Source organism: Streptomyces sp. RK9 (assembly GCF_045070545.1).
GTDB lineage: Bacteria > Actinomycetota > Actinomycetes > Streptomycetales > Streptomycetaceae > Streptomyces > Streptomyces alboflavus.
The window spans coordinates 1093724-1106002 of the sequence record NZ_CP173703.1; the positions used below are offsets into that span (position 1 = coordinate 1093724).

The 12279-nt window shown below is 73.3% G+C and carries 8 protein-coding genes; 1 reads left to right on the plus strand and 7 read right to left on the minus strand.

The features are described 5' to 3' along the window. Position 1: 1 nt before the first annotated feature. Complete coding sequence (locus AB6L24_RS04735; RefSeq protein ID WP_405652422.1) at positions 2-3082, plus strand: SIP domain-containing protein; 3081 nt, start codon at positions 2-4, stop codon at positions 3080-3082. 7 nt (positions 3083-3089) lie between these two features. Here the strand turns inward: AB6L24_RS04735 and AB6L24_RS04740 are convergent, their stop codons facing one another. The 7 genes from AB6L24_RS04740 to AB6L24_RS04770 form a co-directional block, all read right to left on the minus strand. Beyond that, positions 3090-3722 carry a histidine phosphatase family protein gene (locus AB6L24_RS04740; protein ID WP_405652424.1) on the minus strand — a complete coding sequence of 211 codons (633 nt, stop codon included), beginning with the start codon at positions 3720-3722 and terminating at the stop codon, positions 3090-3092. A 64-nt stretch (positions 3723-3786) separates the two neighbouring features. Further along, complete coding sequence (locus AB6L24_RS04745; protein ID WP_405652426.1) at positions 3787-5211, minus strand: MFS transporter; 1425 nt, start codon at positions 5209-5211, stop codon at positions 3787-3789. Then, positions 5204-6019 carry an ArsR/SmtB family transcription factor gene (locus AB6L24_RS04750; RefSeq protein WP_405652428.1) on the minus strand — a complete coding sequence of 272 codons (816 nt, stop codon included), beginning with the start codon at positions 6017-6019 and terminating at the stop codon, positions 5204-5206. The genes AB6L24_RS04745 and AB6L24_RS04750 overlap by 8 nt, the downstream gene beginning before the upstream one ends. A 171-nt stretch (positions 6020-6190) precedes the next feature. Continuing rightward, entirely contained in the window at positions 6191-6364 is a 174-nt protein-coding gene (locus AB6L24_RS04755) for a hypothetical protein (RefSeq protein WP_405652430.1), read from the minus strand. Positions 6365-6630: 266 nt separating this feature from the next. Next, the gene (locus tag AB6L24_RS04760) at positions 6631-8199 is read right to left on the minus strand and encodes an SDR family NAD(P)-dependent oxidoreductase (protein WP_405652432.1); all 1569 of its coding nucleotides are present in this window, start codon (positions 8197-8199) and stop codon (positions 6631-6633) included. Positions 8200-8273: 74 nt separating this feature from the next. Then, positions 8274-9677: a wax ester/triacylglycerol synthase family O-acyltransferase gene (locus AB6L24_RS04765; protein WP_405652434.1), complete on the minus strand. Its 1404-nt coding sequence runs from the start codon at positions 9675-9677 to the stop codon at positions 8274-8276. 183 nt (positions 9678-9860) lie between these two features. Further along, positions 9861-12200, minus strand: a complete 2340-nt coding sequence (locus AB6L24_RS04770) for a GH92 family glycosyl hydrolase (RefSeq protein ID WP_405652436.1) — start codon at positions 12198-12200, stop codon at positions 9861-9863. Positions 12201-12279 lie beyond the last annotated feature (79 nt).

The following is a 12279-nucleotide window of genomic DNA, read 5'->3' on the forward strand; positions in this document are numbered from 1 at the left end:
CATGAACCGCCCCGCAAGACCCGTCACCGGACGCGGCGCCACCCGGATCCTGCTCGCCGCCACCGCCTGCCTCGCCCTCGTCACCGGGTGCGGCGGCGCCGACGACGGCAAGGGGGACAAGTCCGGCAAGGCAGGAGCGGGTTCCGGGGCCTTCCCGGTGTCCCTCGCCAACGCCTGGGGCACGACCGAGGTCGGCGAGAAGCCGGTCAAGGTGGCCACCGTGTCCGACGGCGACACCGACATCGCGCTCGCCCTCGGCGTCGTACCGGTGATCACGCCGGACGCGGAGGACGGCGGCCCCGTGCCGGAGTACAAGAAGCGCGCCCTGGACAAGCTCGGCGTCGACAAGCTGAAGACGTACGACGACACGGACGGCACGGACTACGAGGCCATCGCGGCCGAGGCCCCTGACGTCGTCCTCGGCATGAGCACCTGGTCGATGGAGGCCGACTACGCCAAGCTCAAGCCGATCGCCCCGGTCGTCACCTACGCCGACAAGAAGGACGCCGACGCCCTGACCTGGCAGGAGCGGCTCACCACGGCCGCCAGGGCACTGGGCCTCAGCGACCGCGCCGAGAAGATCATCGCGGCCAACGAGAAGGCCGTCACCGACGCGGCGGCCGCGCACCCTGAGTTCAAGGGCAAGACGTACGCGTACGCGGTCGTCCACCCCGAGCAGATCACCTTCATGTCCCACGCCGACCAGGACCCGGGCGTCTTCGAGCAGTTGGGCCTGCGCAAGACCGCCAAGGCGAAGGACCACACCGCCAAGAAGAACGCGGTCGGCCTGGAGAACCTGGACGAGCTGGAGGCCGACGTCCTGCTGCTCACCTACCCGTTCGGCGACGAGGGGCTGCTCTCCGCGTCCGAGCTGGAGAGCAACAAGCTGTTCCGGTCCCTGGACGTGGTGAAGAAGAAGCACACCGCGGTCATCCCCGCGAAGAACACCTTGTCCTCCGCCATCGCCTACCCCGACGCGCTCAACGCCCCCTGGGTCGTCGAGAAGCTCACACCGATCCTCGCCGACGCCGTCGCGGGGGGGGGGGGGGGGCCCCCCCCCCCCCCCCCCCCCCGGGGGCCCCCCCCCCGCGCCCCCACCACCGACCACCCGCACCCGCAGTCCGCACCCCCTGCCCTCCCCACTCAGCACGCAGCACCCCGCACCCCGTGGGCCCGCGCACGCAGAAGGAGCACCACCATGCCCACCCGCAACCCCCGTTCGGTCGTCACGTTCCCCATCGTGCTCAGGGAGCTGACGGTCCTGCGCGCCGAGAACATCACCCCGGGGATGCGGCGCCTCACCCTGGGCGGCGCGCAGCTGCGCGCCTTCACACGCGACGGGCTCGACCTGCCCGAGCTGCGCACGGAGGGCTTCGACGACCATGTGAAGTTCTTCTTCGCCGACGACGAGGGCACGCTCGTGCTTCCCGGACAGAACGTCAGCAGCCTGGACTGGCCCGCCGACGGGCGGCCCGTCGCCAAGGACTACACGCCCGTCCGCCTCGATCCCGACGCCGGTGAGATCGACTTCGACTTCGTCCGGCACGCGGGCGGTGTCGCCTCGACCTGGGCGGAGCGGGTCGCGCCCGGTGAGAGCGCGTGGATCGCGGGGCCCAAGATGTCCCACAGCCACCCCGAGGGCGTGGACTGGCTGCTCGTCGTCGGCGACGAGACGGCGCTGCCCGCGATCGGCCGGTGGCTCGCCGAGATGCCCGCGGGCACGGTCGCCCGCGTGTTCGTCGAGATCGCCGACGACAGCCACCGCCAGGAGCTGCCGACGCGCGCGGACGCCGAGGTCGTCTGGCTGTCCCGCGACGGCGCCCCCGCGGGCACGACCGACCTCCTGGAGCGGGCGGTACGGGACATGGAGTGGCTGCCGGGCACCGCGTACGCCTGGGTCGCGGGCGAGACCGTGACGCTCAAGGGCATCCGCCGCCACCTGGTCACCGAACGCCAAGTGCCGCGCGAGCACACCCACATCACCGGCTACTGGCGCCGCACCGCACCCGCCCCGGCGGCTCCGGGCGACGCCGACGCGCACGGCCCGGCCGCCGCCGACCACCCGCAGGAGGAGGCCGACGACGCGCACGAGCGCCTGCACCTGCTGACCGACCCCGCGCCCGGCCACGCCATCCGCGCCGCCGTCACCCTCGGCTTGTTCGAGCTGGTGGACGGCGGTACGCGGGACGCGGCCCGGCTCGCCGAGCGCACCGGCGCCGACCCGGTCACCCTCACGGCGCTGCTCTCCTACCTGGTGTCCATCGACCTCCTCGCCCTCGACGGCGACGGCTACCGGCTCACCCCCGTCAGCGAGGAACTGGTCGAGGACGACCACTCAGCGGACGAGTACCACCTCGGCGGTGCCCAGGCCGCGCTCGACGCCTCGCTGAGCGGTCTGGTGCCCACCTTGCTGACGGGCAGGGCCGGTTACCGCACCGCGGCCGGGGAGACCTTCGTCGAGGCCATGGCGCACGACGCCCGGCTCGCCGGGACGGCACGGGCCGCGGTCGAGGAGGAGGCCCGCTGGATCGCCCCCGGTGTCGTGCGCGCCCACGACTGGTCGGCGGTGCCCGAGGTGACCGCGACCGGGCCTGGCTCGGCCACCGTCGTCAACGCCCTGGTGCACGCCTTCCCCGGGCTGCGGGCGCGCGTCACCGCGCTCCCCTCGGTCCTGCGGGTGCTGCGCGAGGAGATCCTGGACACCGACGTGCTGCCGCACGTCGAGCTGGTGCCGCAGACGGGTGCGGCGCCCGCGGCCGGGACGCGGACGCTGCTGATGTGCCGTCAACTCGCCTGGCTGGCCGACGAGGACGCCGCGCACCTGCTCGCCGAGACCGCCGCCGCCTTGGCCGCCGACGGGACGCTGCTCCTGGTCGAGCAGGTCACCGCGGCCGACCCGGACGACGCCGACGCCCCCTTGGACCACCTGCGCCTGAAGTGCGCGTTCGGCTCCGGCGTACGGGACGTGGCCGGTCTCACCGCCCTGGCGGAGCGGGCCGGGCTCGCGGTGGGGGCCTGCCACGACATCGGCTGGGACCACCGTCTCTGGATCCTGACGGCGCCCGGCCCCGCGCCGAGGTGACGTCACGTCAGGGTGCGTCGAGGTGGCGGGTGTCCCCCACCCTGACGACCTGGCGGTTGTGGAAGAAGTCGTCCTCGTGCAGCACCGTGATGCTCCCGGACGGCGCCCGGAAGCTGACGGAGCCGACGGAGTCGTACGGCATCTTGATCCAGGCCGCGACGACGAAGGTCGCGGCGAACCCGTGCGTGACGACGATCTGGTGCTCGCGCGGGCGCTGGAGGAGTTCGGCCATGGCGTCGTAGACGCGGCGCGCGCAGTCGCCTCTGGTCTCGGCGCCCGGCAGGCCTTCGTGGTGCCCCATCCGGTCGCCCTCGGCCGGCGGCGGCACGAACCGCCGGTCCAGCCACTCCTGCGGTCCGCCCTCCGCCTCGCCGTACGACTTCTCCCGCAGCCTGCGGTCCAGGAGCGGCTTCACACCGAAGAGTTCGCCCACCGCGTCGGCGGTGTGCGCGGCGCGGCGCAGGTCCGAGGAGATCACCTCGACGTCCGCGCCCTCGGGGATGTCGGCGCGCAGCGCCCGGGCGATGGCGTCCGCGGCGCCGCGCCCGGCGGGCGTGAGGTCGGAGTCGTGCCAGCCGCCGACCACCTTCTCGATGTGGTGCGTGGCCTCCGGGTGGGCGATGACGTGGATGGTGCGCATCAGGGCGTGCCTTTCGCGTGCGTACGGGCGTGGGTCCTCGCTGTGCTCACTGTGCTCACTGTGCTCACTGTGCTCCAGGGTGCGGGAGCGGCGGGGATTCCGGCGTGCCGGCCGCGGACCGCGCCGCCTCACCGATCTTGCCGTCCCCGGCCCCCTCCGCGCTGTTCGCACTCCCCGTATCCTCCGCCACCGTGCGACGGCGCACCCACAGGAGGGCGCCCGCGAGCATGACGGCGCCGCCGAGCAGCCAGCGCGGGGAGCCCGCAGGGAGGTGTCCGAGGACCAATCCCGTTCCGGCGCCGACCAGTTGGAGGGAGAGCGACTGGACGGACAGGGCGGTGGCGCGGCCCTTGCTGTCGACGCGCCGGTGCAGGATGTCGTTCTCGCTCGGGCCCGCGGCACCGAGCCCCACGTACACGAGGGCGTAGCCGATGACCGCCAGGGTGAGCGGGGCCGGGCCCGAGGAGACGGCGGTGAGGCCGAGCAGGAGCAGGCCGCCCGCCGCGGCGCCGAGGCCCACGAGGACGGCGCGCTCGCTCCCGCCCGCGTACCGGGCGAGCGGCGGCGCGAGATGGCTGCCCGCCATCGAGCACAGGTATCCGGCGCAGGCGAGGCCCGCGAAGAGCACCGCCCCCGACTCCGGCGCGCCGGTCAGGTCGACGGCCCTGCCGGGGGTGAGGACCTCCACGGTGATCAGTGCGCTGCCCGCCGCGCCGGCGCTCAGGACGATCCGCCGCACCAGCGCGTCCCGGCCGCCGAGGCGCACTCCGGCGACGACGGTGGCGGGGACTCCGCGCAGGACTCCGTGCAGGGTGGTGCGCTCCCGGGGCGGTTCGGGCAGCGCGGTCAGGACGTACGCGAGGAAGCCGACCTCGACGACGACGCCGAGCAGGGCCGGTACGGACAGCGGGATGACGAGCCCGGACGTGGCGTCGCCGATGCGGGCGCCGAGGTCGGGGCCGAGGCCGAGGAGCCAGGGCAGGGCGCCGCCGATCAGGACCCCGGCCGCGAGGGCCGCGGAGGTGGCGGCGCCGCCGCGGGCCAGGCCGGTGCGCAGCTCGGCGTCGGGGCCCGCGCTCGCGTGCACCGTGTCGACGTACCAGGCCTCGGCGGGGCCGCTCGACAGGGCGCGGCCCGCGCCCTTGAGCGCCATCCCGAGGGCGAGCACCCAGGCGGTGGTGCCGAGCGCGTGCAGGACCAGGGCGACGAGGTCGAAGAGGCCCGCGGCGGCGAGCACGGCGCGGCGTCCGAGGACGTCGGAGAGTCCTCCGGTGGGGAGTTCGAGCGCGGCGGCGGTGAGGGAGTGCGCGGCTATGCAGCCGGCGACGGCCGCGAGGGCGAGCCCGCGCTCGGTCATGAGCGCCACCATGGGCGCGATGGCGAGGCCGAGCGGCAGCCAGAACAGCGCGCAGACCGTGACGTAGCGACGGCGGGCGGTGCGGGGGTCGAGGGGGCCGGGTGCGGGTGGGGCGGCGCGGGTATCAGTCATGGGTGTAACCCCGCACGCGTCTCGGGGCGGCCCCGGCCTCGTCCGCCTCGGCGCCTCCGTCCGCCTCGACCGCCCCGGTGACACCTTGCGCCCCGGTGTCAACTTCCGCCCCAGCGGCGCCTTCCGCCGGTCGGTCCCCCGCCTCCGGCACCCCCACCCCCGCCTCCCCTTCCACACGCCCCATGACCGGCAGCCCCGCGAAGAACACCACGACCTTCTCGGCCCGCGCCTCCCCCGCGTCCCGTGCCGTCAGCTCCTCCAGCTTGTCCTCGAAGGTCTGCTTCAGCTCGGCCAGCGACTCGGGCGTCAGCATCGGCAGCAGGTCGGTGAGGCCGGACGGCTCCAGCCACTCCTGCCCCACGCGTCCGGCGGCCCTTGCGGCCTCGTACCACCCGAGGGACTCCCCCAGGTGGGCGATCTGGCGGCGGGCCATCTTGCCCGTGAACTCGCGGCCGACCGGTGAGGCCTCCATCGCCGCGTCGTCCCAGGTGGTCACCGCGTGCACCGCGCGCCAGCGGCGCTCCCGGCCGTCCCGGTGCTCCGCCTCGGCGACGAACGCGTACTTCGCGAGGACGCGCAGGTGATAGCTGGTCGAGGCGGACGACTCGCCCGTCCTGGCCGCGAGCTCGCTGGCGGTGGCGGGCCCGTCCATGCGCAGCAGGCCGAGCAGCCGGACCCGCAGCGGATGGGTCAGCGCCTTGATGGCGGCGGGCTCCCGCTCCGGGTCGAGAACCCGCAGGTGGTCCCGCCCGGCCGGGGGCCGTGCCCGGTCCGCGGGGCGCTCCGCGTCACGCTCTTCGTCTGCCATACGCCGAGCGTAGAACGCCCCGAGCACTTTCCCAAAGTCTTTTTGCAGATTTTCTTTGGGAAGGATCGCGGCGGGGACGGCGCCGACGGCGAGGCGCCCCGACGCGCCCCCGGACATGCCGCGCCCCCGCCGCGACGCGCGACGGGGGGCGTGGGGCGCACTCACACAGGGTCAGTCGATGCCGGGGAGGATGTGCGGCTCCGCGAGGTCGTCCTCGTATCCGGCGAGCCGGATGGGGGCCGCCTTGGCCCACGAGTCCAGGTTGCGGAGCTTCTGGGGACGTCCGCCCCGCTCGCCGCCACGATCGGTCGGCCGCTTCTCCTGCTTGGTCAGATCTGGTGTCACCGCGCACTCCTTTGTGTCGCGTAACGGAAGAACGATGGCCGCGCTTACTGCGCTGTCTTCTCGGTCGCGGTGGCGCCGTGTCCGGGCGGGATCGCGGCAGCGGGTCGCAGCCTGTCCCGGGGCGGCGTAGAGACGCTGGTGTGCGCCTCGTGGCCGTCCGTTCGCCCTAGGTTAACCAAATGAGCGCGGGTCTGCTCGATGGCGCCAAAACAAAGGGAGGATTCCGGACATGCCCTATTCGCGAGGCACACCCGGCCCTGCCGTGACTACCACTTGCCGGGCTTGTAGTCCTTCAGGAAGACCCCGTACAGGTCCTCGCCCGCCTCGCCCCGCACCACCGGGTCGTACACGCGGGCCGCACCGTCGACCAGGTCGAGCGGGGCGTGGAAGCCCTCCTCGGCGAGGCGCAGCTTGTCGTGGTGGGGGCGCTCGTCGGTGATCCAGCCGGTGTCGACCGAGGTCATGAGGATGCCGTCGGCCTCGAACATCTCCTGGCCGCTGGTGCGCGTCACCATGTTCATCGCGGCCTTGGCGGCGTTGGTGTTCGGGTGCCCGGCGCCCTTGTAGCCGCGGCCGAAGACGCCTTCCATCGCCGAGACGTTGACGACGTAGGCGCGTCCGCTCGCCGCCTTCCTCGCGGCCTCGGCCATCATCGGCCGCAGGTGGCTGATGAGGATGAACGGCGCGGTGTAGTTGCACAGCTGGGTCTCGAGCAGCTCCACCGGGGAGATCTGTTCGATGGTCTGCACCCAGGTGTTGGTGTCGACGACGTCCGGCACCAGGCCGCCCGCGTCGATCGCCGTGCCCGCCAGGTGCCGCTCGACGCTGGCGTTGCCCGCGACCAGGGCGAGGTCGGCGACCGCTTGCGCGTCCAGGCCGCTGACGCCGACGGGCAACGCGGCAGGGCCGCCGAGCTCGCCGACCGCGCCGGAGTTGAAGGCGCCGATCACCTGGTGGGCGGGCAGCTCCCCGGCGGGCAGCGGGGCGCTCTCGCCCTCGACGAGGGCGGCGTAGGCGGACGGCAGGCGGCGCACGGTCTGCGTCGCGTTGTTGATGAGGATGTCGAGCGGGCCCTGCCCGGCGACCTGCTCGGCGAGGCCGACCACCTGCGCGGGGTCGCGCAGGTCGATGCCGACGACCTCCAGGCGGTGCAGCCAGTCCGCCGAGTCCTCCATCGCCTTGAAGCGGCGGATGGCGTCCTTGGGGAACCGGGTCGTGACGGTGGTGTGCGCGCCGTCGCGAAGGAGCCGCAGCGCGATGTACATGCCGATCTTGGCGCGGCCCCCGGTGAGCAGGGCGCGCTTGCCGGTGAGGTCGGCGCGGGCGTCGCGCTTGGCGCGGTTCTCGGCGGCGCAGTCCTGGCAGAGCTGGTGGTAGAAGTAGTCGACCTCCACGTACCGCTTCTTGCAGGTGTAGCAGGAGCGGGGGCGCTGGAGTATCCCCGCGATCTGTCCCGCCTCGGTGACGGAGGACGGCAGGATGCCTTCGGTCTCGTCGTCGATGCGCTGCGCGGAGCCGGTGGCGGTGGCCTCGGTGACGGCCTTGTCGTGGGCGGTCTTGGCGGCCCTGCGCTCCTGGCGGCGGCGCTGTTTCACGGTGCGGTAGATCCCGGCGGTGGCGCGGCGCACGGTGATCGCGTCGGGGTGGTCGACGTCCAGCTGGTCCAGCTCGTCGAGGACGCTGAGGCAGACGGCGAGCCGCTCGGGGTCGATGCCCGGGCCGTACGGGCCGAGGTCCCCCGCGGTGACCTCGTGTCCCTCGTGCCCCCGGTCGCCCCCGCGGTCGTACGCAACGGCGCCGGCACCCTGCTGCTGGCTGTCCTCTGTCACCGTCATGGCCGCTGTCGTTCCTCACCGCACTCGTGCCGCGGCTCGTCTGAGGTGACCGCGGAAGCTCCAAAAGCGGAACTTTACGTAGCCCGGGCGCCCGGTACCAAACCCGAACGGTCGCCCGCCACTCCCCGTGCACGCTCGCACACGGCCACGAGCGCGGCCAGTTCGGCGTCCAGGCTGCGCGCGAGCAGGTCCAGGTCCCCCACCGCGGCGGCGTCGGCGACCAGGCCGTAGTGGACACGGCCGCGGTAGGTGGAGACGGCGACGGCGAGCGCCTGTCCGCGGGCCAGCGGGGCGAAGGGGTAGACCTCGGTGAGCGGGCAGCCGCCGAGGCGCAGGCCGAGGCTGGGCAGCGGCACGCTGGTGACGAGGATGTCGAAGAGCAGCCGGGCGGCGTGCGCGACGGCGGGGCCGCCGACGCGGTGGCCGATCGGGAGCACGTGGTCGGCGAGCAGCGCGACGGCGCCCGCGCCGCGGGTGGGGCCCGCGTCCTTGTTGCGGTCCATGGCGGTGCGCACGGCGCGCAGGCGGGCCAGCGGGTCCGGGTCGTCGACGGGCAGCCGTACCAGATAGCCGGAGAGGCGGTTGCCCTGCGGGTGGGCGGTGCGCGGGCGGCGCCGCGAGACCGGGACGAGCGCGCGCGGAGCCACGCCCTCGCTGCTGTCGCCCCGCTCGTCCAGCCAGCGCCGCAGCGCCCCGGCGACGACGGCGATCAGGACGTCGTTGACGGTGCCCCCGACGGTCTTGCGCACCCGGTGCACGTCGTCCAGGTCCAGGGCGACGCCCGCGGTGCGGCGGGTGCCGGTGGGCCGGGAGGTGAGGGCGTCGCAGGAGCGGACGTCCCAGGTCGCCCGGGCCACGGAGACGCCGATGTCGAGGGCACGGCCGACGTCGGTGGCGGCGGTGCGGACCCCGGCGAGGGCGGAGCCGACGGTGCCGGGCAGCCGCCGCGGGTCGAGGGCGTGCCACCACGGCGTCTCGGGGACGGGCCGTGGCGCGCGGGTGGGCGGGAGTTCCATCGGGTCCATGACCCCGGCGGCCAGGGTGAGGGCGCGCAGTCCGTCGGCGAGGGCGTGGTGGAACTTGAACAGGACCGCGAACGAGGTCCCGTCGGCGGCGGGCAGGACGTGCGCCTCCCACGGCGGCCGGTACCGGTCGAGGGGCCGCTGCATGAGCGCGCCGGCCGCCGCGTGGAAGTCGGCCGCGGGCGGGGCGAGGTGGACGTGGTCCAGCGGGTCGAAGCCGGGTGCGGGCGTGCGCTCGGCGCCGCCGGGGGGCAGCAGCACGTGCCGTATCCGCATGCCCAGGCCCGGGACGGCCGGGGCGCGGGCGGCGAGCAGGTCGGCGGCGTGCGCGGCGGCGGACGGCGAGTCCGCGGCGAAGACGCCGAGTGCCCCCAGGTGCATGGGGTGCTCGGCGGACTCGATGCTCCAGAAGGCGAGGTCGAGCGGGGCGAGCAGGTCCGAACTCTCAGAGGTCATGACTCGCTCTCGTGTCGGCGGTCGGCAGCGGAGCCAGCAGCCAATCACCCACCGACAATTACGGTCAAGTACGATCTAGCTACACACAGTTAACAACAGATTAAGGCCCGTCCTTCCCGGAAACCGCCGGGAAGGACGGGCCTCGTGGGACGTCAGTGGCGACGCCTCACCGCGAGCGGACGGTCACCTCACCACGGGCGGCGCCGCCTCGGGTGACGTTCCCCACGTGGACGGCTCGTCCCCGACGGCGAACGACAGCTCCCGCAGCCCGCGGATGTCGCCCGTGCGCAGATACGTCCGCCCGTAGTCCGCGCCGTCGGCGCTCACCGACTGCACGTACCGCCGCTCCGGCGACGTGCCCGGCGCCTTCACCGTGAACCGTCCGCGCGGGTAGTAGCGGCGGTCCAGGCTGAGGTCGACCCGCTCGAAGACGGGCGTCGACAGGCCCCAGGTGTCCGTGCCCGGCTGCACCGGGAAGATCCCGATGGACGAGAGCACGTTCCAGGCGGACATGGTGCCGAGGTCGTCGTTGCCGGTCATGCCGGTCGGGGTGTCCGTGAAGAGCGTCAGCGCGGCGTGCACCACGTCGGTCGTCTTCCACGGCTGGCCGGTCGACAGATACGTGTACGGGGCGATCAGGTCGGGCTCGTTCTGCGGGTTGTACTTGTCCGCGTTGTAGTAGTCGTACGGACCGTTCACCCACACCTCGCGGGCCGTCCTCGCCGGGTCCTTCAGGAGCTGCTCGTAGGCGAAGAAGGAGTCCAGGCGGCCGTTCGTGGCCTGCTTGCCGCCGATGAGGTCCACCATGCCGGGCAGGTCCTGCGGCACCAGCCACTGGTACTGCCAGGACGTGCCCTCGTGGAAGCCCTCGCTCTTGGCCGGGTCGGCGGGTCCGGTGAACGCCCCCGCCTTGTCCCGCGCCCGGAAGAACCCGGTCGAACCGTCGAAGATCTTCCGGTAGTTCTGGGCCCGCGCCGCGTACCGCTCGGCGTCCTTCTCGTGCCCCAGCTCGCGCGCCATCTGCCCGAGCATCGCGTCCGACAGGGCGTACTCCAGCGTGGCCGAGGCGCCGTGGTCGTAGTCGGAGTCACCGGGCTTGGCGTGCGGGCGGCCCTTGACGTAGGGCGCGAAGCCCTCGGCGATGTACTCCCTGTTGGCCTCGCGGCCCACCGGCGCCGCGTCGGCGGGCGGCACCCCGTCTGCGTTCTTCTTCAGCGCCCGGTACGCCTCCTCCTCATGGCCCTTGAGCAGGCCCTGCTGGTAGGCGTTGGTGAGGAACGGCGTGACCGGGTCGCCGGTCATGATGTTCGTCTCGACGGTGCCGTAGCCCCACTTGGGCAGCCAGCCGCTCTCGGCGTCGATCCTCAGGACCGACAGAGCCATGTCCCGGGACTCGCGCGGGGCGAGCAGCGCGAGGAGCTGGGCCTGGGTGCGGTAGGTGTCCCAGAGCGACCAGTTCTGGTAGTACGTGAAGCCCTTCGCACGATGGGTCTTCTGGTCCCAGCCGGTGTAGCGGCCGTCGACGTCACTGCCGATGTTGGGCGCGAGGAACGAGCGGTACAGGGACGAGTAGAAGGTGCGCCGCAGCGTCTTGTCGCCGCCCTGGGCGCGCACGTCGTCGAGCCGGTCCTCCCACTTCGCGCGCGCCGCGTGCTCGACACGGCCGAACGAACGCCCGCCCTCCGCACGGAGGTTGAGCGCGGCGCCCCGCGCGTCGACGTAGGACAGCGCGGTCGTCGCCTCGACGGTGCGGTCCTTGGAGGTGTCGAAGCGGAGGTACGCGCCGTTGCGCTCGGCGTCGGCCGAGGACTTCCGGGAGCCCGCGGTGACCGTGCCGCCCTTCCAGGTGCCGGCCGAGGTGAAGGGCCGGTCGAAGCGGGTGACGGTGTAGAGCGTGTACGGCTTGGTGTCCTGGCAGAAGCCGCTTCCGGTGATCTTCGTGCGGACGGTGCGGCGGTCGAGGATCTCGACGTCGGTGGAGACGGTCCTGTGCAGGGACTGGCCCGCGTTGATGAGGACGTTGGCCTTGTCGGTGGCGGGGAAGGTGTAGCGCTGCACGCCGGTGCGCTCGGTCGCGGTCAGCTCGGCGCCGATGCCGGACTTCAGGCCGACCTTGTAGTAGCCGGGGCGGGCCGTCTCCGTGTCGTGGCTGAACTCGGCGGCGTACTTGGCGTAGTCGGTCTCCGTCACGTCCCCGGTCGTCGGCAGGACCGGCAGGTCGCCGCCGAGCCCGCAGCCCACACCGGACAGATGCACCGCGGAGAAGCCCCGGATGTGCGTGTCGGAGTGGTCGTAGCCGGTGTTGTGGCCGGTGTCGGGCGAGAGCTGCACCATGCCGAAGGGCACGGCGGCGCCCGGGTAGGTGTTGCCCTCGTTCTCGGTGCCGATGAACGGGTTGACCAGGTCGGTCAGGCGCTCGCCGCGCGCAGCGGCGTCGGCCGACGGGATGGTGAGGGCGCCGCCGAGGAGCGCGGTCGCCACCACCGCCGTCCCCGCGCCGCGCAGCCGGTGGGTCCATCTCATGGGTGGGAACGCCTCCTTGGACAACGTTGTCACTACCTCGGGCGCGCTCATTCTTCGGGCGCGTGCGTCTACTCGTCAA

What these genes read in the sequence shown, in the direction of transcription:
- AB6L24_RS04735 (WP_405652422.1), top strand. Translation starts at nt 2, where the DNA reads ATGAACCGCCCCGCAAGACCCGTCACCGGACGCGGCGCCACCCGGATC.
- AB6L24_RS04740 (WP_405652424.1), bottom strand. Translation starts at nt 3,722, where the DNA reads ATGCGCACCATCCACGTCATCGCCCACCCGGAGGCCACGCACCACATC.
- AB6L24_RS04745 (WP_405652426.1), bottom strand. Translation starts at nt 5,211, where the DNA reads ATGACTGATACCCGCGCCGCCCCACCCGCACCCGGCCCCCTCGACCCC.
- AB6L24_RS04750 (WP_405652428.1), bottom strand. Translation starts at nt 6,019, where the DNA reads ATGGCAGACGAAGAGCGTGACGCGGAGCGCCCCGCGGACCGGGCACGG.
- AB6L24_RS04760 (WP_405652432.1), bottom strand. Translation starts at nt 8,199, where the DNA reads ATGACGGTGACAGAGGACAGCCAGCAGCAGGGTGCCGGCGCCGTTGCG.
- AB6L24_RS04765 (WP_405652434.1), bottom strand. Translation starts at nt 9,677, where the DNA reads ATGACCTCTGAGAGTTCGGACCTGCTCGCCCCGCTCGACCTCGCCTTC.
- AB6L24_RS04770 (WP_405652436.1), bottom strand. Translation starts at nt 12,200, where the DNA reads ATGAGATGGACCCACCGGCTGCGCGGCGCGGGGACGGCGGTGGTGGCG.